This is a genomic window from uncultured Jatrophihabitans sp. (assembly GCF_964246335.1).
Taxonomy (GTDB): Bacteria; Actinomycetota; Actinomycetes; order Mycobacteriales; family Jatrophihabitantaceae; genus Jatrophihabitans.
In genome coordinates this window covers 1-22,060 of record NZ_CAXTQF010000057.1, presented here as the reverse complement: position 1 = coordinate 22,060, position 22,060 = coordinate 1, and the positions used below count along the sequence as shown (strand labels likewise).

Annotated in this window: 19 protein-coding genes and 2 pseudogenes; 11 read left to right on the top strand and 10 right to left on the bottom strand. The window is 70.2% G+C overall.

The window, feature by feature from the left end; genetic code table 11:
* From ACFFCN_RS14680 to ACFFCN_RS14670, 3 genes are all read right to left on the bottom strand, one after another.
* A partial coding sequence (locus ACFFCN_RS14680; RefSeq protein WP_375492786.1) for an ABC-F family ATP-binding cassette domain-containing protein occupies window positions 1-1,528 on the bottom strand: 1,528 nt, incomplete at its 3' end.
* A complete protein-coding gene (locus ACFFCN_RS14675) occupies window positions 1,529-2,437 on the bottom strand; it encodes a 4-(cytidine 5'-diphospho)-2-C-methyl-D-erythritol kinase (RefSeq protein WP_375492790.1) in 909 nt (302 codons plus the stop codon). It abuts the gene before it with no gap.
* A 169-nt stretch (window positions 2,438-2,606) separates the two neighbouring features.
* Entirely contained in the window at window positions 2,607-3,578 is a 972-nt protein-coding gene (locus ACFFCN_RS14670) for a TIGR03557 family F420-dependent LLM class oxidoreductase (RefSeq protein ID WP_375492784.1), read from the bottom strand.
* Between the two features lie 251 nt (window positions 3,579-3,829).
* Between ACFFCN_RS14670 and ACFFCN_RS14665 the strand changes: the two genes are divergently transcribed.
* Genes ACFFCN_RS14665 through ACFFCN_RS14655 form a run of 3 tightly spaced genes read left to right on the top strand, consistent with a single transcriptional unit; the run spans window position 3,830 to window position 5,610 of the window.
* Complete coding sequence (locus ACFFCN_RS14665) at window positions 3,830-4,516, top strand: 50S ribosomal protein L25/general stress protein Ctc (protein WP_375492782.1); 687 nt, start codon at window positions 3,830-3,832, stop codon at window positions 4,514-4,516.
* A gap of 12 nt (window positions 4,517-4,528) precedes the next feature.
* Window positions 4,529-5,110: an aminoacyl-tRNA hydrolase gene (pth, locus tag ACFFCN_RS14660; protein WP_375492780.1), complete on the top strand. Its 582-nt coding sequence runs from the start codon at window positions 4,529-4,531 to the stop codon at window positions 5,108-5,110.
* A complete protein-coding gene (locus ACFFCN_RS14655) occupies window positions 5,107-5,610 on the top strand; it encodes a GNAT family N-acetyltransferase (RefSeq protein WP_375492778.1) in 504 nt (167 codons plus the stop codon). Before pth ends, ACFFCN_RS14655 begins: the two co-directional genes overlap by 4 nt.
* 7 nt (window positions 5,611-5,617) lie before the next feature.
* On the opposite strand, the gene ACFFCN_RS14650 is transcribed toward ACFFCN_RS14655, so the two are convergent.
* Window positions 5,618-6,970: a DUF222 domain-containing protein gene (locus ACFFCN_RS14650; protein ID WP_375492776.1), complete on the bottom strand. Its 1,353-nt coding sequence runs from the start codon at window positions 6,968-6,970 to the stop codon at window positions 5,618-5,620.
* A gap of 85 nt (window positions 6,971-7,055) precedes the next feature.
* Here ACFFCN_RS14650 and ACFFCN_RS14645 point away from each other — a divergent pair, with 85 nt between their 5' ends.
* Window positions 7,056-7,385: a YciI family protein gene (locus ACFFCN_RS14645; protein ID WP_375492774.1), complete on the top strand. Its 330-nt coding sequence runs from the start codon at window positions 7,056-7,058 to the stop codon at window positions 7,383-7,385.
* Here ACFFCN_RS14645 and ACFFCN_RS14640 read toward each other — a convergent pair.
* Window positions 7,382-7,696: a hypothetical protein gene (locus ACFFCN_RS14640; protein ID WP_375492772.1), complete on the bottom strand. Its 315-nt coding sequence runs from the start codon at window positions 7,694-7,696 to the stop codon at window positions 7,382-7,384. The two genes, ACFFCN_RS14645 and ACFFCN_RS14640, sit on opposite strands and share 4 nt — an antisense overlap.
* Window positions 7,697-7,732: 36 nt before the next feature.
* On the opposite strand from ACFFCN_RS14640, the gene ACFFCN_RS14635 reads away from it, so the two are divergent.
* Both ACFFCN_RS14635 and ACFFCN_RS14630 read left to right on the top strand, forming a co-directional pair.
* Window positions 7,733-8,143: a nuclear transport factor 2 family protein gene (locus ACFFCN_RS14635; protein WP_375492770.1), complete on the top strand. Its 411-nt coding sequence runs from the start codon at window positions 7,733-7,735 to the stop codon at window positions 8,141-8,143.
* 74 nt (window positions 8,144-8,217) lie between these two features.
* Entirely contained in the window at window positions 8,218-8,805 is a 588-nt protein-coding gene (locus tag ACFFCN_RS14630; RefSeq protein WP_375492768.1) for a GNAT family N-acetyltransferase, read from the top strand.
* Window positions 8,806-8,811: 6 nt separating this feature from the next.
* On the opposite strand, the gene ACFFCN_RS14625 is transcribed toward ACFFCN_RS14630, so the two are convergent.
* The 5 genes from ACFFCN_RS14625 to ppc all read right to left on the bottom strand — a co-directional run bounded on the left by ACFFCN_RS14625 (window position 8,812) and on the right by ppc (window position 15,008).
* Window positions 8,812-9,405 (bottom strand): TMEM175 family protein, encoded by a 594-nt coding sequence (locus ACFFCN_RS14625; RefSeq protein WP_375492766.1) that lies wholly within the window; start codon window positions 9,403-9,405, stop codon window positions 8,812-8,814.
* A gap of 33 nt (window positions 9,406-9,438) precedes the next feature.
* Window positions 9,439-9,954 carry a hypothetical protein gene (locus ACFFCN_RS14620; protein WP_375492764.1) on the bottom strand — a complete coding sequence of 172 codons (516 nt, stop codon included), beginning with the start codon at window positions 9,952-9,954 and terminating at the stop codon, window positions 9,439-9,441.
* A 148-nt stretch (window positions 9,955-10,102) separates the two neighbouring features.
* On the bottom strand, window positions 10,103-10,600 hold the full coding sequence (locus ACFFCN_RS14615; protein ID WP_375492762.1) for a methylated-DNA--[protein]-cysteine S-methyltransferase: 498 nt from the start codon (window positions 10,598-10,600) through the stop codon (window positions 10,103-10,105).
* On the bottom strand, window positions 10,597-12,060 hold the full coding sequence (locus tag ACFFCN_RS14610) for an AlkA N-terminal domain-containing protein (RefSeq protein ID WP_375492760.1): 1,464 nt from the start codon (window positions 12,058-12,060) through the stop codon (window positions 10,597-10,599). The genes ACFFCN_RS14615 and ACFFCN_RS14610 overlap by 4 nt, the downstream gene beginning before the upstream one ends.
* Before the next feature lie 158 nt (window positions 12,061-12,218).
* Window positions 12,219-15,008 (bottom strand): phosphoenolpyruvate carboxylase, encoded by a 2,790-nt coding sequence (gene ppc, locus ACFFCN_RS14605; RefSeq protein ID WP_375492788.1) that lies wholly within the window; start codon window positions 15,006-15,008, stop codon window positions 12,219-12,221.
* A gap of 126 nt (window positions 15,009-15,134) precedes the next feature.
* Here ppc and galE point away from each other — a divergent pair, with 126 nt between their 5' ends.
* From galE to ACFFCN_RS14580, 5 genes and pseudogenes are all read left to right on the top strand, one after another.
* On the top strand, window positions 15,135-16,103 hold the full coding sequence (gene galE / locus ACFFCN_RS14600) for a UDP-glucose 4-epimerase GalE (RefSeq protein WP_375492758.1): 969 nt from the start codon (window positions 15,135-15,137) through the stop codon (window positions 16,101-16,103).
* 716 nt (window positions 16,104-16,819) lie between these two features.
* Window positions 16,820-17,419, top strand: a pseudogene (locus ACFFCN_RS14595) (sugar transferase); the annotation flags it as partial.
* A 40-nt stretch (window positions 17,420-17,459) separates the two neighbouring features.
* Window positions 17,460-18,761, top strand: coding sequence for a DUF1972 domain-containing protein (locus ACFFCN_RS14590; protein WP_375492756.1), 1,302 nt, complete (start codon window positions 17,460-17,462; stop codon window positions 18,759-18,761).
* 4 nt (window positions 18,762-18,765) lie between these two features.
* Window positions 18,766-20,520 carry a glycosyltransferase gene (locus ACFFCN_RS14585; protein WP_375492754.1) on the top strand — a complete coding sequence of 585 codons (1,755 nt, stop codon included), beginning with the start codon at window positions 18,766-18,768 and terminating at the stop codon, window positions 20,518-20,520.
* Window positions 20,517-22,060: pseudogene (locus ACFFCN_RS14580) on the top strand (cell surface protein); the annotation flags it as partial. The gene ACFFCN_RS14585 and the pseudogene ACFFCN_RS14580, both read left to right, overlap by 4 nt.

Here is a 22,060-nt window from a genome sequence, read left to right as displayed (position 1 = left end):
ACACCCGGGCGGCCAGCCGTGCGCCGCCCGCGGCTCGACGCGCGAGGTAGTCCGCCACGCCACCGGGCAGCGCGGCGAGCGAGCCGTCACCGAGGAGCGCGACGGTCGTGTCGCACACCCGCTCGAGCAGATAGCGGTCGTGGCTGACCACCACCAGCGTGCCGGCCCAGCCGTCGAGCAGATCCTCGAGTTCGGCGAGGGTGTCGGTGTCGAGGTCGTTGGTCGGCTCGTCCAGCAGCAGGACGTTCGGCTGGGTCAGCAGCAGCCGCAGCAGTTGCAGCCGGCGCCGCTCACCGCCGGACAGATCCGCGACCGGCGTCCACTGCCGCTCGTTGGCGAACCCGAACCGCTCGGCCAGCTGACTCGCGGACTGCTCGGCGCCGTCGAGCGTCGCGGTCGAGCGGACCTCGGTGACGGCCTCGATCACGCGGAGGTGGTCGGGCAGCTCGCGGACGTCCTGCGTCAGGTGTGCCGCGTGCACTGTGGAGCCGATGACGACCGTCCCCTCGTCGGGCGCGATCTCACCGGCGATCAGCCGCAGCAGGTGGCTCTTGCCCGAGCCGTTGACGCCGACCACGCCGATCCGGTCGCCGGGCCCGACGTGCCACGTGACGTGGTCGAGCAACGTGCGCTCGCCGACGCGCAGCGTCACGTCCTCGACGTCGACGACGCTGCGGCCCAGGCGCCGCTGGCTCAGGGCGCGCAGCTCGACGGCGCTGCGCGGTGCCGGCACGTCGGCGATCAACGCCTCTGCGGCGGCGATGCGGAACTGCGGCTTGGACGTGCGGGCCGGCGGTCCGCGGCGCAACCACGCGAGCTCCTTGCGCAGCAGGTTCTGCCGTCGTGCCTCCGCGGCGTCGGCCTGTCGCTGCCGCTCGGCGCGGGCGAGCACGTATGCCGCGTAGCCGCCGTCGAACGGACGCACCGTCGCGTCGCCGACCTCCCACATGCGTTGGCACACGGCGTCGAGGAACCAGCGGTCGTGCGTGACGACGAGCAGCGCGGGACGTCGGCCGCGCGCGCTGCCGTCGGTGAGGAACTGCGCGAGCCACGTGATGCCTTCGATGTCGAGGTGGTTCGTCGGCTCGTCGAGGACGAGCAGTTCCGGGCGTTGCACGAGCGCGGCGGCGAGCGCGACGCGACGCCGCTCGCCGCCGGACAGCCGAGACGTCGACGCGTCGAGGCCGACCGCGGCGAGGCCCAGGCCGGTGAGGATCGCGCGGACCGCGGCGTCGCCGGCCCATTCGTGCTCGGCCTGCTCGCCGACGACGATCTCGCGCACCGTCGCGTCCGGCAGGTCACCGCGCTGGTCGACGAATGCCAGTCGCGTGCCGCCGGTGCGGGTCACCCGGCCCGAGTCCGGCGTCTCGACGCCGCTGATCAGGCGAAGCAGCGTCGACTTCCCGCCGCCGTTGCGCCCGACGACGCCGATCCGCTCGCCGGCGCCGACGCCCAGCGACACGTCGCTGAGCACGGTCGTGGTGCCGTAGGCCTTGGCGACGCGTTCGAGGTTGACGAGATTGGCCATCTAACGGACCACCTGCGCGCCGGGGTGCGGGCCGCGCGCGATGCGGGCTGTGCGGCAGGTGCCGCTCGCCTCCAGCGCGGCGCCCAGCAGCGTGGCCGCCTGCTCGTCGGCCGCGAGGAACGCACATGTCGGTCCGGACCCGGACACCAGGCCGGCGAGTGCGCCGCGCTCGGCGCCGACGTCGAGCGTGTGGTGCAGCTGCGGGGCCAGGCTCAGCACGGCGGGCTGCAGGTCGTTGGTCAGCGCGGCCGCGACGCGGGCCGTATCGCCGGCGGCCAGCGCGGCGAGCAGCGCATCCGGAGCGCCGGCTGCGGGCGGTGCCGTACCGGCCGCGCGCAGCTGGTCGAGTTCGCGGTAGGCGGCGCCGGCGGAGATGCCGAAGTCGGCGAGCGCGAACACCCAGTGCAGCGTGCCTGCCGTCGGCAGCGGCGTCAGCACCTCACCGCGGCCGGTGCCCACAGCAGTGCCGCCGAGCAGCGGGAACACGCTGTCGCTGCCTAGCTGTGCGGCCAGTGCCGCGAGCTCGGCGCCCCCGACGTCCAGATCCCACAGCCGCGCGCATGCCAGCAGCGCGCCCGCCGCGTCGGCCGACCCGCCTGCCATGCCGCCCGCGACCGGGATGGCCTTGGTCAACTCCAGCTGTACATCGGTGCCGATGCCCGCGGTGCGGGCCAGCAGGTCCGCCGCCTGCCACGCAAGGTTGCGGGCATCGGTCGGCACGGCGTCCGCGCCGTCGCCGTGCACGGTGATCGACGTCCCGCGCGCGCCGACCGCGCACACCTCGTCGACGAGGTCGACCGCGTGGAAGACGTTCGTCAGCTCGTGGAAGCCGTCCGGGCGCACGTCCCCGACACCCAGATGCAGGTTGACCTTCGCCGGAACCCGCACCCGCACCGCCACCCAGGCGATGCTACGGACGTCGATTCACCACCCGTGATCAACAGCAGGTATCGGTCGCCAGGGCGACCACATCCTGGACGTCAACCACCCGTGATCAACAGCAGGTATCGGTCGCCAGGGCGACCAAAACCTGCTGTTGATCAGCGGGAGGTGGGCGACGTCAGCGTCGCCGTCGGCGTCAGAGCTCGCGCAGTGCCGGGAGCAGCTCGTGCTGCGACCACTCGAAGAACGGGTCCTGCTGCTCATGGGTGCCACCGATCTGCACGAGCGCCACGTGCGTGAAACCGGCGTCGGTGAACGCCCGCACGGCCTCGACCACGGCGCCGACGTCCGACCCGCACGGGATCGAGTCGGCGACGTCGTCCTTAGTGACGAACTGGCTGGCTGCGTCGAACCCGGCAGTGCCCGGCAGGTCGGCGTTGACCTTCCAGCCACCGCCGAACCAACGGAACAGATCGTGCGCGCGGTCGATCGCGGCGTCGCGGTCGGTGCCGTAGCTGATCGGCAGCTGACCGATGCGCGGCTTGCCGCGACCGCCCGCCTCGTCGAATTGCTCGCCCAGCGACGCCTTCGGCTCGACCGCGATCATCGCGTCCGCCTTCTCGCCGGCCAACATGCAGGACAACGGCCCCGACACCGCGATACCGATCTGCGGCGGCGTCGCCGGAACGTCCCACAACTTGCCGCCGACCACCCGGAAGTGCTCGCCCTTGTGCTCCACGTACTCGCCGGTGAACAGCTTGCGGATGATGTCGACCGACTCGGACAACATCTCCGTGCGGACGGCTGCCGCGGGCCAGCCGCGGCCCACGACGTGCTCGTTCAGGTTCTCCCCGGAACCGAGCCCGAGCAGGAAGCGGCCGTCGCTGATCAGCCCCAGCGTCGCGGCCTGCTGGGCTACGACGGCCGGGTGGTAGCGGATCGTCGGGCAGGTCACGTACGTCATCAGCTCGACCCGTTCGGTCGCGTGCGCCACCGCGCCGAGGGTGACCCACGCGTTCGGGGCGTGTCCCATGCTGTCCAGCCACGGGAAGTAGTGATCGCTGGACACTTCGAAGTCGAAGCCCACCTGTTCGGCCTGCACGGCGAACTCGACGAGCGACTTCGGGTCGGACTGCTCGGTCATCAGTGTGTAGCCGAACTTGGTCATGTCGTGCAGGTGCCCTGCCGCAAGATGCGGCTAACGACTGTGCGCAGGGGAGTGCGCGTGCCCGGCGCCCTCGCGCAGCCGGTAGGCTGTGCTGCGTTGCCCCGGCGAGGGACCGTTCCGGCGGAATCCGTCATCGACGCGGTGTCGTTGTCGACTGATTGCGCTACGTCGCCATCCGGGTCCGAGGCACCGCGAAACCCAGCACTTGCACGTCGAAGTCCAGTATCGAAAGTCGTTCGAGGAGTACCGCTGTGTCCGAGGTCAGGCTGACCGCAGAAACCCGCACCGAGTTCGGCAAGGGCGGCGCACGCCGCACCCGCCGGGCAGGCAAGGTGCCGGCCGTCATCTACGGGCACGGCGCCGCACCGCGGCACGTCGCGCTGCCGGCCAAGGAGCTCGCCAACGCGATCCGGCACGGCGGCTCGAACGTGCTGCTCACCCTCGACGTCGACGGCGGCGAGCAGCTCGTCATCCCGAAGTCGATCGTCCGGCACCCGCTGAAGAACTATTTCGAGCACCTCGACCTGCTCGCCGTACGTCGCGGCGAGAAGGTGACCGTCGACGTGCCGGTGCACGTCGTCGGCGAGGTCGTCCCCGGTGGCCTGCTCAACCTGGAGAACACCACCGTCAGCATCGAGGCGGACGCCACGAACCTGCCCGACGGCTTCGAGGTCAGCATCGACGATCTCGCCATCGGTGGCCAGATCACCGCCGGCGACGTCACGCTGCCCGACGGTTCGACGTTGATCACAGACGCTGACTCGCTCGTGTTGTCCATCGCCGAGGCGCCCACCGCCGAGGAGCTCGAGGCCGAGGTTGCCGAGGCGCAGGACGAACTCGGCATCGTCGAGGACGCGCCGGAGGAGCCCGCCGAGGGCGCCGAGTCCGAGGGCGAGTCCGCGGGCGGCGAGTCGCCGGCCGGGGACAGCGCCGAGTAACGCGCTCGGCGGATGGCGCCCGACCCGGCGCAACGGCAACTCCTCGTCGGCCTGGGCAATCCGGGCCCGCGCTACGAACGCACCCGGCACAACGCCGGTTTCCTCGTCCTCGACGCGCTCGCCGAGCGCCTCGGGGGGCGGTTCAAAGCGCACAAAGCGCGAGCCGACGTCCTCGAGGGACGGTTGGCCGGCGTACCGGTCGTGCTGGCGAAGCCGCAGTCGTTCATGAACGACTCCGGCGGACCGGTGGTCGGCGTCGCGCGGTTCTACAAGATCCCGGTCGAGGCGATCACGGTCGTGCACGACGAGCTCGACCTGCCCTACGGCACGTTGCGGATCAAGCGCGGCGGCGGCGACGGCGGGCACAACGGTCTGCGGTCCATGACGTCCGCGTTGTCGAGCAAGGAATACGCACGGGTGCGTTTCGGCATCGGCCGGCCGCCGGGGCGGCAGGACCCCGCGGACTACGTGCTCCGTGAATTCGGCAGCGCCGAGCGCAAGGACCTGGGCTACTTCCTCGACCGCGCGGCCGATGCGGTCGAGGTGCTGCTGACTGCCGGCCTCGAGACGGCGCAGAACGAGTTCAACGAATGACCCGGGCGGGCGAGGGCATCCGCATCCGGACTGCCACCGACGCCGACTGGCCGGCGATCCACCCGTTCTTCGCCGCCATCGTCGCGGCCGGCGAGACCTACGCCTATCCGTCGGACCTCACGAGCGACGCCGCCCGCGAGCTGTGGCTGGGGCAGGGGCACGTCGTCGTCGCGCTCGATGCGTCGGGCAGGGTGCTCGGGTCGGCGACGATGGGCGCCAACAGGCCGGGCCGCGGTGCGCATATCGCGACGGCCAGCTTCATGGTCGACCCGGTGGCGGCCGGCCGAGGTGTCGGCCGCGCGCTGGGCGAACACGTCATTGCCTGGGCGGCGGACGCCGGCTACCGGGGCATCCAGTTCAACGCCGTCGTCGAGACGAACGCGGCAGCCGTGCACCTTTGGCGCTCGCTCGGCTTCGAGATCATCGGGACGGTGCCCGGCGCGTTCGATCACCCCACGCACGGATACGTCGGGCTGCATGTCATGTACCGCGCGCTGTAACTCGGGTTCAGGCTGCGGGCCGCTCGGCGCGGCCGTGCTCCTCGCCGGGTAATCCTGGTGGAGCATGCGAGTAGGTGTGGCCCGTCGGTGTCGTGATCGTGACGGCGCCGCCGCGCGCGTCGGTAGCAGCTGACCAGCCGAGCGCCTGTTTGGCGTAGTTGCACGCCTCGCACAGACCTGCTGCGTTGACGACCGACGTCGGGCCACCGCGCGCCGCGGGGACGATGTGATCGGTGTGCCGGACCGGCGCGTCGCACCACGGTGTGCGGCAGATGTCGTGATCGCGTATCCGGACGAAGCGTCGCTGCCCGGGCCTGAACTCGCGACGGTGGCTGTCCATCGCCACCAACTCGCCACTTCGCGGGTCGCGGTAGAGCCGCCGGATCCACGCGGGCGTCGAGGTGGGCAGCCGCTGCAGCAGCGCGCGTGCCCACGGCGCCGGGACCGGCCCGTAACCGAGCAGTTCCGCCGGTTCATTGCGTAGCGAGCCGTCAGCCGACGTCAGCTGGCTTTGGTCAGCCGGAGTCTCGCCGCGGCCGTCGGCGCGCTTGCGGGTGGCAACGCCGAGCAGGCTGGCGTCCGTCATCACCAGGTTGACCTCGACCGAGGTGCCGGCGGCGACGGCCTGGCCGGTCACCCGCTCGACCAGGGTGTCGGCCATGACCTGGCCGCGACTACGCGGATCACCGGCCACGCGCGCGGCATCTGCGGCCTGGGCGAGCGCGTGGTAGGCCGCTACACCCTGCGGCGCGGGAAGCAGTGCACCGAGTCGGGCCATCACGTCGGGCGCCGGCCGCAGGGTTACCCGGCGGTCAGTCTCGGCAGCTCGCAGGCGGTCGAGGTAACCGTGCGGGTCCAGCCGGTAGGCACGTCGCTTGGCCTCGGCTTCGACCCGTCGATCACCCAGGCGAGGTAGCAGCGGGGCGAGATCCGCGTCGATCTCTCGACGGTGCTCACGGCTCAGCCATGCAGTCTCGCGGGCGACGAGCATGGCGCGCCATTCGGTGGTCCGACCGTGGCGTAGCTGGGCCAGCGTGCCCGGCAGCTCGGACACCAAGATCGAAGCCCAGCCGACGTAGCGTTGTGCGCGATACGGCGACTCGCGTTTGGCCAGCGCCACCTGCGCGGCAATGCCCCGCCCGACCCGCTCTTGCGGTACACCTGCCGCGCGCTGCTCGGCGCGCTGCGACGTCGTGAACGCCGCGGTCTGTGTCGCCTGTGCTGCGGCTACCGCGCCTTTGATCTCTTCGAGCAGCCGAATGCGGTCAATCAGTTCGCCGTCGTCGGCAGCGGGTGTCATGTAGGCCAGCCCGTCGCGCAACGCGGCGAGATCGCTCGTCGACATCGCGCGCTCAGCCATATTCAAATAATAGAACAAGGGTACGACAGGATGGGCGTCCTTCCGGTAGTACCGTACGGATCGGCAATTCGGCGAAGGGAGCACTATGCCGACATTCGTCACCATCGGCTTCGGCGATCAGGCGGGTTACAACCAGACCGACGAGGCGGTACGGAACCGGGCTCACGCCGCCGATGCGCAGCTGGCCGAATCGGGCACCGTAATGGGACAAGCGGCCGAGCCGATCCAGGTCCGCAACCACGACGGCTCACATGTTGAGGTCAGCGACGGACCGTATTCGAGCTCCGCACTGCCCGTCGCTGGCTTCGCCATCATCGAAGCTGCTGACCTCGACGCAGCCATCGCCATCGCTGCGAACAACCCATGCGCGGTGGCTCACGGAGTCGTCGAAATTTGGCCGATCAAAGACACTTAGACGTGGTCGGTGGCCGCCCGCTCGAAGGCGTCGAGCAACTGCGCTGCGTCATCTGGCACGCGGATGCGCAGCGCGACCGCGTCCGGCTCGATGGTCAGCGCGAAGTTGAAGAACGGACAGCACGCCTTCTCCCGCTGGGCCAGGCGCACGGTGCGGGCAAGTAGTGCGGGGTCGTCGGCGAGGCGGATCGACAGCTCGGTCTCGTCGACCCGCTCGACCCCTTCGGCCGCAGCCACGAGCAGTCGCTGCCACTCGTCGAGTTGGGTCCGTGCGGCAGCGCCGTCCAGGCTGCACGCCACCGGAATTTCCACACGGCCAAAGTACCGCCGCGGTGGCATGGTGCGGAGATGGAAGACGCTATCGCCCGCTACCGGCTCGCGTCGCAGGACAACGACATCGAGACGCTGATGGCGCAGTTGGCCGACGACGTGGAGTTGGTCTCGCCGCTGTCCAGTCACGCGGTCTTCCGCGGCCGTGCGGACGCGCGGCTACTGCTGAGCGCCGTCTACGGGAGCTTGCGCGACTTCGTGTGGGACGAGGAGGTCGGCGACGCCACGGTGCGGGTGGTGGTCGGCCACGGCCATGTCGGGCCGTTCGCCCTCTCCGATGCGATGGTGCTGGACCTCGGAGACGACGGGCGCATCCGCCGCATCCGCCCGCACCTGCGTCCGTGGTTGGGACTGACCTGGTTCGCGCTCGCGGTGGCCGCCAAGCTCGTCCGGCACCCGGGTGTGCTTGTGCGCGCATTGCGCGGATAGCCGACCCGACGCAGGCTGCCCGCGCCGCAAAAGTCGGTGGCGCTGCACGACGCTGCGGCGGCACGATCACGTTCATGACAGAACTGATCGATGTCGAGACTGCCTTCGCCTACGGCGAATCGCTGCTGGTAGGGGAACGGGTCCGGCTCCGAGGGGTGCGGGATGACGATCTTCCGCAGCTGGCAACCTGGGAGATGGACCCCGCAACCATGGCTACCTTGTCCAACTGGGTCGTCCCGCCGTCCGAGGCGACGGCGAAGGAATCGCTCGCCAAGTGGTCGGCGAATGACAAGGACGACGTCGGCTTCGCCATCGAGACCCTCGACGAGCCACCCGTTCTGCTCGGCACCGTTCATCTGCGCGGCGTCCGGGCGAAGGACCGGAGTGCGTCGCTCGGCATTGCGCTCGCCCGTGAGCACACCGGGCATGGCTACGGCACGGACGCGACGCGGCTCATCGTGGACTACGCGTTCCGGGAGATGGCGCTGCACCGCATCGAACTCACCGTGGCGCCGTTCAACCAGGCCGGGATCCGCGCTTACGAGAAGGCCGGTTTCGTCGAGGAGGGGCGCCACCGTGAGTCGGTCTGGCACGACGGGCGGTGGTACGACGAAGTGCGCATGTCGCTGCTCGATCACGAGTGGGCCGCGCGTCGGTCTTGAGACGCATCACGGTTCCCCGACGCCGGCGGTCAACCGGGACTCGACGCGGCGGTCGGGCACGATCCACATCAGCGCGACCAGCGTGTAGAACGCCATCGACACGGGCACGAGGTCCACGAGCGCGAAAACGATGCCCGCCGCGTAGAGCACCGGCGACATCTTGCCTTTCCGGTCGCGGCCGAGCGCCGCGGCCAGCAGCGAGTCCGGGCCTTGATCGTGGATGATCACCCGCTGCAGGATGAAGTACGCGATCGCCGGCATGAGCAGGCTGATGCCGTAGACGGCGGCCGGCACCTGCGCGAAGTGCGACGAGCCGAGCCACGACGTCGTCCACGGCACGAGAGACAACCAGAAGAGCAGGTGCAGGTTCGCCCACAACACCCCGCCGGTGACCCGCCGGGTGGCGGCGATCATGTGGTGGTGGTTGGTCCAGTAGATGCCGATGTAGGCGAAGCTCAGTAGATAGGTGAGCAGCGTCGGCACCGCGTGCTGCAGATCGTGCCAGTCATGGCCCTCCGGATCGTGCAGCTCCAGAACCATGATCGTGATGATGATCGCGAGTACGCCGTCGCTGAACGCCTCGAGCCGACCGGTCCGCACGCTGACCTCCTGACCCGTGTGTGGGAACGGCGGTCAGCCTACGGCGCGGTGCCGCCCGATGTTGATCTCGTCGGTGACGGGCTCGATCCGCTCGCCCCTCGGGTAGACGAGCGTCACGTCGATGTCGGCCCATACACCGGCCGGATCGCCCGGATTCGCGGCGCGCAGCTCGCGCAGGACGTGCCGGTGCTCGTCGTACGTGCCGATCAGCCGAGCGATCTTGGCGTCGGCCATCACGCCCACCACGGAACAGCGCGGGTCGCCGCACGAGCACTCGTCACCGCGGTAGTGGTGCGCGTCGTCGACGAGTAACAGGGCGGCGGTGAGCAGCTGCAGGTCGGCGTAGCTGTCGTTGAGCTGGTCGCGGTAGAAGTCACGCTCGTCGTGTGCGAGATCGGCCGCATCCTGCGCGTCGAGCAACGCGAGCCGGAACATCCGCACGTGCTCGATCTCGGTACGGACCGCCGCGGCCGGGGAGTCGCTGCGGTGCCAGGCGCATTGCGCGCACACCTGCGGGCCGGCCGGCGAGTCGACGAGGATCGGATGCACCAGACTGCAGCACGAGCACCTGACCGCGCGCGCGTGTGTCATGAAGCTGGCGTCCCTCCGCACCACGGCCGGCCCCCGAAAACCGACGCGTGCTGCGCAGTCTCACACGCACGGTCGCGACGTGGAGGACGCCACGCGGTGCCGCGATCTACGCGGTCGCGAACAAGCCGGTTCGCTGCGCCTCGTGGCCGAGCAGCCACTTCTTGGCGTCCAGTCCCCCGGCGTAGCCGACCAGGGCGCCGTTCGCGCCGACGACGCGGTGGCACGGCACCACGATCGAGATCGGGTTCTGCCCGTTGGCCGAGCCGACGGCGCGCACCGCGGCGGGCGGCGCGCCGATCGCGGCGGCCTGCTGCCCGTAGCTGCGGGTCTCGCCGAACGGAATGTCGCGCAACGCCAGCCAGACACGTCGTTGGAAGTCGCTGCCGGCCGGGTTCAGCGGCAGGTCGAACACCGTGCGGGTGCCGGCGAAGTATTCGCCGAGCTGGGTGCGGACGTCGTCGAAGCCGGCGTCGTCGCGTACCCAGCCGGCGTGCGGCTCGCGCGGGTGCCGGCCGGAGGGCAGGTAGAGGTGGGTGAGGCCGACGGCGTCCCGCGCGACGAGCAGGTCGCCGAGCGGGGACTCGACGGTGGTGTGACTGATCATGGTTTGACGCTCCAGAGGTCGGCGTACAGATGTGCCCAGAGGTGATAGGTGGCGTAGCTGCGCCATGGCGCCCAGGCCGGGCGATCGTCGGCGAGGTCGATGCCGAGGTCGGCCGCTGCGCGCCGGACGACGAGATCCGAGCGCAGCAACACGTCCGGATCGCCGGTGGTGCGCATCGCCAGGTAGTCCGCGGTCCACGGCCCGACTCCCGGCAGGGCGAGCAGCTGCGCGCGCACGGCCGGCCGGTCGACGCCGGCATCGAGGTGCAGCGCGTCGTCGGCGAATGCCGAGGCGAGCGCGTGCACCGAACGCCCGCGGGCGCGCGGCATCGGCAGCGTCGCCGGGTCGGCCGCGGCGAGTGCCTCGGGCGTCGGGAACGTGCGCCACGGCTGGCCGGCGAAGGCGGTACCGCCGTGCGTCGCCACGATGCGCGCGAGGACGGTACGCGCGCCGCTCAGCGAGATCTGCTGCCCGACGATGGTGCGCACCGCCGTCTCGTAGCCGTCGACGCTGCCGGGCGCGCGCATGCCGGGGCGTTTGCGGACGAGCGGGGCCATCGCGGCGTCGAGACCCAGTGTTTCGTCGACGGCGGTGGGATCGGCGTCCAGATCGAGCAGTCGGCGGACGCGGGCGACCACCGTGACGAGGTCGCGCGTATCGCGCAGCCGGACGTCGCAGCGCACCGCGCCGTCGCCCGGTGACAACGCCACCAGCGCAGGCCCGGACGGCGCGTCCAACACGCGGCTGAACACACCATCGACATACGACTCGAGGCCGGCGATCGCGTGCGCGCCGAGGAAGTCCAGTACGGCTGCGACGTTCATCGGCTCCCGGTAGGGCAACCGCAGCGACACGACCCCGGGTTCGCCGGCGGACCGGCCCTGCCCGGACGCGTGCGAACTCGTCGCCCGCAGTGCGGACGGCGTCGCTGCGAACACCTCCCGGACGGTGTCGTTGAACTGCCGGACACTCGCGAACCCGGCCGCGAACGCAATGTCGGTGACCGGCAGGGCCGTCGTCTCCAGCAGCACGCGAGCCGTCTGCGCGCGCTGGGCACGAGCCAGGGCGATCGGCCCCGCACCGACCTCGGCGACGAGCGTGCGGTGGATCTGGCGTTCTGAATACCCGAGACGCCCGGCGAGTCCGGGCACGCCGTCACGGTCGACGACACCGTCGGCGATCAGCCGCAATGCGCGGCCGGCGAGGTCGCCGCTGACGTTCCACTCGGGCGAGCCGGGCGCGGCGTCCGGCCGGCAGCGCTTGCACGCCCGGTACCCGGCACGCTGCGCGGCCGCGGCGCTGGGATGGAAGCTGACGTTGCGCCGCTGCGGCGTGATGGCGGGACACGACGGCCGGCAGTAGATGCCGGTGGTGCGCACGGCGGTGAAGAACCAGCCGTCGAAGCGGGTGTCCCGCGACTGCACCGCGCGGTAGCAGGTGTCGGCGTCGGGAATGAGCACTCACCCAGTCTGCCGCGCGCCGCCGACAACGACTAGCGGGATTCGGACGCCACCGTCACCTCCGCAATTTCGCGCCTTCCCACCCGAGATGGTCGCGATCTCGCCCCCGGTCAACGGCCAACTCGGGTGGGAAGGCGGAATTGGGTGGGTGCAGACGGTCAGCCGGTGTTGCGCAGGCCCGCGGCCACGCCGTTGATCGTCAGCAGCAGGGCGCGACGCAGCTCCGGCGAGACGTCGGCGCCGTCGGCGTCGTCGGCGCGGACGCGGGCGAGCAGGTCCACCTGCAGGTAGGAGATCGGGTCTAGATAGGCGTCGCGAACGGTGAACGTGCGCTGCAGCACGGGGGAGTCATCGAGCAACCTGCGCTCGCCGGTCACCCGCAACACCTGCTCGATCGTCCGGTCGTGTTCGGCGCGCACCGTGCCGAACAGATGTTGCAGGTGCTGCGGCACGAGGTTGTCGACGTAGTGCGCGGCGATGCCCAGGTCGGTCTTGGCGAGGGTCATCTCGACATTGGAGATGAACGTGCGGAAGAAGTGCCATTCGCGGTGCATCTCGGCGAGCACGTCCCCGAGGCCCGCCTCGTGTGCCGCGGCGAGACCGGTGCCGACACCGAACCACCCGGGCACGATCTGCCGTGACTGCGTCCAGCCGAACACCCACGGGATCGCGCGCAGACCCTCGATGCCGCCGCCGGACGACGGCCTGCGGGCCGGGCGCGAACCGATGTTCAGCTGGCCGAGCTGCTCCACCGGCGTGGACGCGAGGAAGTAGTCGGGAAGATCGGGATCGTCGACGAAGCCACGGTAGGCCGCGTAGGCGGCGTCACTGACGAGCGTCATGCACTCGTCCCAGCGCTCGAGCTGCGCGCCGCTCTGTCGCGGTGCACGATGCAGCGCCGACGCGCGCAGTGTCGCGGCAAGGGTCAGCTGCAGGTTCTCGCGGGCGAGCTCGGGCAACGCGTATTTGTCCGAGATGACCTCGCCCTGCTCGGTGAACTTGATCTCGCCGTCGAGCACACCCCACGGCTGAGCGAGGATCGAGTCGTACGTGGGGCCACCGCCCCGGCCCACCGTGCCGCCCCTGCCGTGGAAGAGCCGCAGCTGGACGCCGTGGCGTGCTGCGACGTCGCGCAGGGTGCGCTGGGCACGGTGGATCTCCCATTGCGACGTCGCGATGCCGGCCTGCTTGTTCGAGTCGGAGTACCCGAGCATCACCTCCTGCACGTCGCCGCGCAGCGACACGATCAGCCGGTAGGTGGGGTCGCCGAGCAGGTCGTCGAGTACCTCACCGGCCTTGCGCAGCTCGTCGACCGTCTCGAGCAGGGGGACGAAACCGATGCGCGCGTACGGCGCACGCTCGACGGCCGAACCGGGCACACTGCCGTGCACGTCGACGAGCCCCGCTTCGCGCGCCAACAGCACCGCGGCCAGCACGTCGTCGGCCCCGCGCGTCATGGACACGATGTAGCTCTCGATGACGTGCGGGCCGTAGGTGTCGAGTGCCTCGCGGATGGCGGTGAACACCCGGAAGGTCTTCGTGCCCGCCTCGTCCAGCGGCGGGGTGGCACCGGCCAGCGGTCGGCGTGAACGCAATTCCTTCGACAGGAGTCGCAGGCGGTAGTCGCGCGGCACGTCGGCGTACAGCCACGTCTCCTCGACGAGCCGGTCGACGAGCTGACCCACCGCGTGATGATGCGCGTCGGCGTGTTCGCGGATGTCCATCGTGGCCAGATGCAACCCGAACACCGCGATCGTGCGTTCCACGCGGGCGAGCAGGCCGTCGGCGATCAACTCGCCGGCGTGTGCGCGCAGCGAATTGCCGAGCAGCGCGAGCTCGCCGAGCAACTGCTCGACGCCGAGGTAGTCGTAACCCGGTCGGTGCGGCGTGCCGTCGTCCACCCGGCGACGCGTGTTGGTCACCTTGGCCTTGATGCAGGTCAACTTGAGCCGGTAGGGCTCGGTGGCATTGAGCGTGATCAGCCGCGGGTCGATGTCGAGCACCGCGAGATCGGCCTCGACGGAAGCGGCGAGCTCGGGCGACGCGGCGACGACCGCGGTGGACGAGGACAGCTCGGCGATGAGCGCATCGAGCGCGCGATCGACGGCGCGCACCGCGATGTGATGTTGCATGCGCAGCACGTCGCGGGTGACGTCGGCGGTGACGTTCGGGTTCCCGTCGCGATCGCCGCCGATCCAGGTACCGAACGTCAACGGGTGCGCGTCGGCACCGAGCGTGACCCCGTGCCGGTCCGCCTCGTACGCGAGATCGGTCGCGAGTTCGGGCAGTGTTTCGTCGGCCATGTCCTGCAGGTAGTAGACGACGTTGCGGGCCTCGTCGAGCGGCGTCGGCTTGTTCTGCCGCAGCTCGTCGGTCTGCCAGACGAGGTCGACGAGCTCGGCGAGCTCGCGGTCCTGCCGGGCGCGCGCGGTGCTGCCCGGCTCGGTGGCGTCGGCGAGCACGTCGGCCACGCGCCGCAGCTTCGTCAGCACCGAGCGGCGGCTCGCCTCGGTGGGATGCGCGGTGAACACCGGGCGCACCGCCAGCTTGGCCAGCTCGTCGCGCAGGCCGCCGGTGCCCATCTGGTCGGCGACGGCGGCGACCGCACGGGCCAACCAGCCGTCGTCGGCCGGGCGGACGCGCAGGCCGCGGACGCGGTGCACCTGCTCGGCAACGTTCGCCAGGTGGAAGTACGCGGAGAACGCGCGCACGAGCACCGCCGCGGTCTCGATCGGCAGCTGCGCCAGCAGCTTGCGCGCGTCGTCGCCTGCAGCCGAGCCGCTGGCCGCCTCCTTGCTCTGCTTCGTCAGGGTGCGCACCCGCTCGACGAGGTCGAGCGCGTCCGATCCCTGCTGGCGGACCAGCGACTCGCCGAGCAGTGTCGCCACCCGGCGCACGTCGGCGCGCAACTGGGCATCGTCGCCGTCGGCGAGTTCGACGACCGGCAGGTCGGCGTCGCTGCCGGCCGGTGCAATGTAGTCGGCCGGCACGTTCTCGGTCACGGAATCCGGTGCCACCGGGCCTATCTTTCCCCACTCGCCGCGTGCTGCGGACCGGGCACCACAATGGGCGCCATGCGAGTACTCGTCACCGGAGGAGCCGGTTACATCGGCAGCGTCGTTTCCGCGGAGCTGCTGCGGGCCGGACAGGAAGTCGTCGTGGTCGACGACCTGTCGACCGGACATGCCGACGCCGTCCCGCCCGGCGCGCAGTTCCACCAACTCTCGATCGCCGAGCTCGACCCGGTGATCGGCGACTGGGGGATCGACGGCGTGATCCATTTCGCGGCACGGTCGTTGGTCGGCGAGTCCGTCGCCGACCCCGCGGGGTACTGGCGCAACAACGTGGTCGGGACGGTCGCCCTGCTCGACACGTTGCGCGCGCACGCCATCGACCGGATCGTCGTCTCCTCCTCCGCCGCGGCGTACGGCGAACCGGATCGGCAACCGATCACCGAGGACGCGCCCACCCGCCCGACCAGTGCCTACGGCGCCACGAAGCTCGCCATCGATCTGGCGCTGACCGACTACGCACGCGCGTACGGCAGCACCGCCGTCAGCCTGCGCTACTTCAACGTCGCGGGTGCCCTCGCCGTCGGTGACGGTGGCTGGCTGGGGGAGCGGCATGCCACCGAGACGCACCTGGTGCCGAACGCGCTGCGCGCCGCCGCGGGAGACGGGCCGAAGCTGCAACTGTTCGGCACCGACTACCCGACCCCCGACGGCACCTGCGTACGCGACTACATCCACGTGGTCGACCTGGCCGCGGCGCATCAGGCGGCCCTGGCGGTGCAGACGCCGGGGGTCCACAACGTGGTGAATCTCGGTTCCGGGTCGGGCTACTCGGTGCGCCAGGTCCTCGACACCGTCGCCGAGGTGACCGAGCGCCCCGTGCCGGTGGACGAGGTGGCACGGCGCCCCGGCGATCCGGCGGTGCTGGTCGCCGCCAACGAGCGTGCGGGTGAGTTGCTGGGCTGGGAGCCGAGCAGGGACCTGCGCTCGATGGTCGCCGATGCCTGGGGTTGCTATCAGCGCTACGCGTAGTTTGCGTGCCACGCTCCCGGCCGAACCGCATCTTTCGTGACGGCAATTCCGACAGCCTGCGACGGCGCGTACCCCGGAATGGCGGACAGCCCATCCTGGTGGCCGGCAGGTCGCTATCACTGTGAGTAATAGACCCGCAGGAATCCGGTGATTCCGCGGCGATGTGTGTCGCACCTAAAGTGCGGACACGCTGCGTAATTAGGATCCCGTCGCCAAGTGAACTGTTCATCTTCCATGAAGTGACCCGTTGCCGTTGGATCAAGGTTGACATCGATCCGACCTCGACGCGGATTCCGCAAGCTGGGAGGCCGCGCCAAGCAGGAATCACCTGGTCGGCGGTCACCCAGCGCACATGACACAGCGTGTCACTCGTATCAGGCAGTCCGGACGGATGTTCGAGGTGCGATACGGAAAGTGACGACTACCGCGGAGGCCTACCGCCGCGGACCGACGCGCCTGCGCTGTCGTGCCCGTCCACAACTCGAAGTCATGCGTTGCCTCCGTGCTTATGTCTCGTTAGTTTTTGCAGACCGGAAAGGCCGTTGACGACCTAGGGGAAGGGCGTCAACGTTGAACGGGGGAGTCGCGAGCCGGGGGTCTTCGCGACATAACGGGGGATTTACATGTACGTCGCGAGCTTCGAGCTCGCCCAGGGTGCGGCTGTGTCGCGTCCCGGCGCAGCACGCTCACGTCCGACAACGGTCGGGCTGGAATTGCGATTGGCGATCAAAGCCGTATTGGATCGCGCTGTCGCCGGTGTGCTGCTCATGGTGCTCGCGCCGCTCTTCCTGGTCCTCGCGGTGGCGATCCGGTGCACGAGCACGGGCCCCGCGTTCTACCGGCAGATCCGGGTGGGTCGTGACGGCAAGCCGTTCCGGATCACGAAGTTCCGCTCGATGTACGTCGGAGCGCACGAACACATCAGCCTGCTCGTTGCCGGCAACGACATGGCCGACGGGTTGTTGTTCAAGGTCCGGGCGGATCCGCGCGTCACCGCGATCGGCAGGTTCCTTCGGCGTACCTCGTTGGACGAGCTGCCGCAGCTCGTCGAGGTCCTGACCGGCCACATGTCGCTCGTCGGCCCCCGGCCGCCGCTGCCCGAAGAGGTGGCGCGGTACGGCGCAGACGTTCGGCGTCGGCTGTTGGTCAAGCCCGGCATGACCGGTCTGTGGCAGGTCAGTGGCCGCAGCGACCTCGCCTGGGGCGACGCCGTGCGCCTGGATCTGAACTACGTCGAGAACTGGTCGCTGCGTCTGGATCTGACCGTCCTGCTCAGAACACCGCGCGCCGTGCTCAGTGCTCGAGGCGCTTACTAACCAGCTTTTGGCCACATCGAGAACTCGGGGGAATTCTCAAATGCGCATCGCGTTGGTGGGGACACGTGGGGTACCGGCCCGTTACGGCGGTTTCGAGACCTGCGTCGAGGAGGTCGGTCGCCGGCTCGTAAAAGCCGGTCACGAGGTCGTCGTGTACTGCCGCACTCCGCGCGGCGAGCCGAAGCCGGAGACGACCGAGTACGAGGGCATGCAGCTCGTGCACCTGCCCGCGCTGCGTAGGAAATCGCTCGAGACGCTCAGCCACACCGCGCTGTCCGTGCTGCACCTCCTGCGTAACCCCGTCGACGCCGCCATCGTGTTCAACTCCGCGAACGCACCGTTCCTGCCGTTGTTGCGAGCGCGCGGCATTCCGGTGGCGACGCACGTCGACGGTTTGGAGTGGAAGCGCAGCAAGTGGCAGGGCCTCGGCCGTCGCTACTACCGGTTGGCCGAGTCGATGGCCGTGCGCTGGTCCGACCGGTTGATCGCCGACGCGCAGGGCATCGCCGATTACTACGACGGCGTCTTCGAGGCGCCGACCGAGCTCATCGCCTACGGCGCGCCGCTGCTGTCGATCAGCGAACCGGCGGCGATCGCCGAACTCGGGCTCGCCCCGCGCGGTTATCACCTCGTCGTCGCGCGTTTCGAGTCGGAGAACAACGTGCACACCATCGTGGAGGGGTACCGGCGCAGCTCGGCCACCCGCCCGCTGATCGTCGTGGGCTCGGCACCCTACGCGGACGCCTACACCGCTCAGCTGCACGGCTTGGCGGACGAGCGCGTGCGGTTCCTCGGCGGGGTATGGGACCAGGACCTGCTCGACCAGCTCTACCTGAACGCGGCAACCTATCTGCACGGTCATTCGGTCGGTGGGACGAATCCGTCGTTGCTGCGAGCAATCGGCGCAGGCGCCAGCACCATCGCCTTCGACGTCGTGTTCAACCGCGAGGTGCTCGGTGACGCCGGGCATTACTTCACCGACGCGGCCGAGGTCGCCCGGGAGATCGAGGACGCCGAGGCCTACCCCGCGACGACCCGGTTGCGTGGCCGGCTGGCCCAGGAGATCGCCCGGCGCTACGACTGGGACGACGTCGCCGCCCGGTACGACGCACTGTGTCAGCAGCTGGCGCTCCCCGGCTCCCGCCGCACCTCGCGACCGAGCGGGCGACGGCTACGGCACACCAGTGATGTGCTCGGCCCGCTGGTCGGCGTTGTCGCCCCCATCGGTGATCTCGCGCGCGCCGACGACACGACGATGAGCGACTCCGTCGAGGCGGTCGTCGCCGACGTCGTCGAAGCCGCTGTCGCCCGCGAAGGGTCGCGAGAGTTCGAGGCGGCCTGACCGAATGAGGATTCTCGTCGCCCACCCGTCGGCCGAGTTGTACGGCGCGGACCGGCAGTTGATCGAAACGGTCAACGGTCTGGTCGCCGCCGGCAACGAGGTCGACGTGGTGCTTCCCGGCAACGGGCACCTCGAGCGGGAGCTCGTCGTTGCCCGGCTGCTGGTCGAGCGGTTCCCGGTGTTGCGCAAGGCGCAATTGCGCCCGGACCGCCTGCTGTTGCTGGCTCTGGTGACACCGTTGGTGCTGTTCCGATTGGTCCGCACGATCGCGCGCCTGCGACCCGACGTCGTCTACGTCAACACCGTCACGCTGCCGCACTGGGTGCTGGCGGCACGGCTGGCCCGCCGGCCGATCCTGGTGCATGTGCACGAGGCCGAGGAGATGCTCCATCCGCTGGCACGGCGTGTCTTGTACGCACCGTTGCGCGCGGCGCACACCGTCATTGCGAACAGCGCCACGACGGCGCGAGTGATCGGCCGCGCCTGTCGCGGCGTGGCCGGACGCCTCGTCGAGGTTCCCAACGGCGTGGCGCCGGCGCCGATGGCCGACGCGCCGCAGGCCGTCGCGCCGCGAAAGCTCGTACTGGTATCGCGGCTGTCACCGCGCAAGGGGATCCATGTCGCGCTCGAGGCGGTCGCCCTGCTGCGAGCGCGCGGGCACGCCGTCGACCTCGAGATCCACGGCACCGCGTTCACGGGGTACGAGTGGTACGAGCAGCAGCTGCGTCGCCGTGCAGCCCGCGACGACCTCGCCGGCCACGTCACGTTCGCCGGCTTCACGACGTCGGCGGGAAGCGCGTTCGCCAGTGCGCACGTCGTCGTCGCTCCGTCGTTCGGCGAATCGTTCGGCATCACCGTCGTGGAGGGCATGTTGGCCGGCCGCCCGGTGGTCGCCTCCGACGTCCAGGGGCTCGCCGAGATCGTGCAGGACGGCGTCACGGGGCTGCTCGTCCCGGTCGGCGACGCGAACGCGCTGGCCGATGCGGTAGGCCGACTGCTCGACGACGACGCCCTCGCCGACGAGCTCGCGAGCCGCGGTCGGCTGGCCGCGCGCGAGCGCTACTCGATCAGTCGCTACCGGACCGCGATCGACGAGGTCGTCGCCCGGACGGCTGGGGTGGCCGGCGGCGCGCCGCGGGTGGCTGCGGCGGTCGGGCTGCTCGCCCTCGGCTGCCTGCTGGCCGCGTGCAGCGGTTCGAGCGCGCCTCATCACGCCTCGGCGCATCCGAGCAACGTCATCTCGCCGGCTGCGCCCACCGCTACCGCGTCACCGAGCGCGTCACACACCGGTGTCGCGTTGCGCACCGCCGTGCCCGCTCCGCAGTCGGGCAACATCCACGACACCGTGTCCGCGCGCGGCGTCACCATGCTGCCCCCGGTGGCCCTCGGCTCGCCGGTGAAGGTCGGCAACGGCATCGTCATCCGGCTGGTCGGTCACACGGGCGTGGACGGCAAGGCCACCCGGCCGGGCGAGGTGTCCGGACCGGCCACCCGCCTCACGCTGCGCATCGCCAATTCGGCCGACCGCGCGATCGGTCTGTCCGACGTGGTGGTCACCGTTGCCGACGCACACGGTGCGCCCGCAACACCCCTCGCCGGACCGCCGACCGCACCGTTCCACGGCCGGTTGACGCCGGGTCACTCGGCCACGGCGACGTACGTGTTCACCCTGGCGCGCGACCTGCGCGCCCCTTACACGGTCAGCGTCAGTTACGCGGGACAAGCTCCCGTGGCACGTTTCAAAGGAGTGGTCGCGTGAACAGCGAATCCATCGCCGGTAAGGCCGCGCAGGCGCTGCGGTCCGGACGCCGGGCGGGTCGTCGTTCGTTGGTTCTTGCGGCGAGCGCAGCGCTCGCTGTCGGCACCGCAGTGGCCCTGGCGCCGCCGGCAGCGGCGGACCCGGGGCCGGTCGCGAGTCGTAACAGCAGCACCGGCGTCACTGCCGACGCGCTGCCGACGGTGCAGATCAACGGCGTGGTGTGGAGCCAGGCCGTGCACGGCAACACCGTGTACGCCGGTGGCAGCTTCTCCACCGCGCGCCCTGCCGGTGCCGCGCCCGGCGTCAACACCGTCACGCGCAACAACCTGTTGGCCTACGACATCACGACCGGTCAGCTGATCACGTCGTTCGCGCCGTCGCTGAACGGCACGGTGCGCTCGGTCGCGCTCTCGCCCGACGGCACCCGGCTCTACGTCGGAGGCGACTTCACCAGCGCTGACGGGCAGGACCGTTACCGCATCGCCGCGTACGACACGAGCACCGGCACGCTGGTTTCCAGCTTCAACCCCGGTGTGGACACGACCGTCAACGCGATCGCCGCGACGAACTCCACCGTGTACATCGGTGGTGCCTTCTCCGGTGCCAACGGGGTGACGCGCGCGCGGCTCGCGGCCTTCAGTGCCAGCAACGGCGCGCTGCTTTCCTGGGCGCCGACGGCGGACAACAACGAGGTCGAGGCGATGACGCTGACGCCCGACGGGTCGAAGCTGATCGTCGGCGGTACCTTCACCACGCTCAACGGCTCGTCCTCCGCCTACGGCCTCGGCGCGCTGGACCCCACCACCGGCGCGTTGCTGCCGTGGCAGGCGTCGAGCCTCGTCCAGGACGGCGGCGAGAATGCGGGCATCACCAGCCTGACGACCGACGGCAACGCGATCTACGGCACCGGCTTCGTCTTCGGCGCGGGCGGCAACATGGAGGGCACGTTCTCCGCAAACCCCTCCACCGGCGCCGTCAACTGGCTCGAGGACTGCCACGGCGATACCTACGACGCATTCGGGGTCAACGGCGCCGTCTACACGGTCAGTCACGCGCACGACTGCGCCCGGTTGGGCGACTACGCACAGCACCAGCCGGCGTGGAACTACCAGCACGCCCTCGCGTTCACCGCGAACGCGACCGGAACTTTGCTGCACAACCAGGTGCCCGGTTACGCCGACTTCGGCGGCCAGCCCAGCCCGAGCATGATCAACTGGTTCCCGGACCTCGAGGAGGGCACCTACACGGGCCAGTCCCAGGCAGCGTGGGACGTCACCGGAAACTCGAAGTACGTCGTGCTGGGCGGCGAGTTCCCGACCGTCAACGGCATCGGTCAGCAGGGCCTGGTGCGGTTCGCCGTACCGTCGATCGCCCCGAACAAGATGGGCCCGCAGCTGTCCGGTGCGCTCTACACGACCACCGAGGCGCCCGTCACCTCCACCTCGGTGCGGGTCACCTGGCCGGCGAACTACGACGAGGACGACCAGACGCTGACCTACCAGTTGGTCCGCGACGGCGACGACAGCCACCCGATCTACAC

Bases quoted from the DNA above. Each gene is read 5' to 3' on its own strand.
- ACFFCN_RS14670 (WP_375492784.1), bottom strand. From the start codon at position 3,578: ATGACCAAGTTCGGCTACACACTGATGACCGAGCAGTCCGACCCGAAG.
- pth (WP_375492780.1), top strand. From the start codon at position 4,529: ATGGCGCCCGACCCGGCGCAACGGCAACTCCTCGTCGGCCTGGGCAAT.
- ACFFCN_RS14655 (WP_375492778.1), top strand. From the start codon at position 5,107: ATGACCCGGGCGGGCGAGGGCATCCGCATCCGGACTGCCACCGACGCC.
- ACFFCN_RS14650 (WP_375492776.1), bottom strand. From the start codon at position 6,970: ATGGCTGAGCGCGCGATGTCGACGAGCGATCTCGCCGCGTTGCGCGAC.
- ACFFCN_RS14645 (WP_375492774.1), top strand. From the start codon at position 7,056: ATGCCGACATTCGTCACCATCGGCTTCGGCGATCAGGCGGGTTACAAC.
- ACFFCN_RS14635 (WP_375492770.1), top strand. From the start codon at position 7,733: ATGGAAGACGCTATCGCCCGCTACCGGCTCGCGTCGCAGGACAACGAC.
- ACFFCN_RS14630 (WP_375492768.1), top strand. From the start codon at position 8,218: ATGACAGAACTGATCGATGTCGAGACTGCCTTCGCCTACGGCGAATCG.
- ACFFCN_RS14615 (WP_375492762.1), bottom strand. From the start codon at position 10,600: ATGATCAGTCACACCACCGTCGAGTCCCCGCTCGGCGACCTGCTCGTC.
- galE (WP_375492758.1), top strand. From the start codon at position 15,135: ATGCGAGTACTCGTCACCGGAGGAGCCGGTTACATCGGCAGCGTCGTT.
- ACFFCN_RS14590 (WP_375492756.1), top strand. From the start codon at position 17,460: ATGCGCATCGCGTTGGTGGGGACACGTGGGGTACCGGCCCGTTACGGC.
- ACFFCN_RS14585 (WP_375492754.1), top strand. From the start codon at position 18,766: ATGAGGATTCTCGTCGCCCACCCGTCGGCCGAGTTGTACGGCGCGGAC.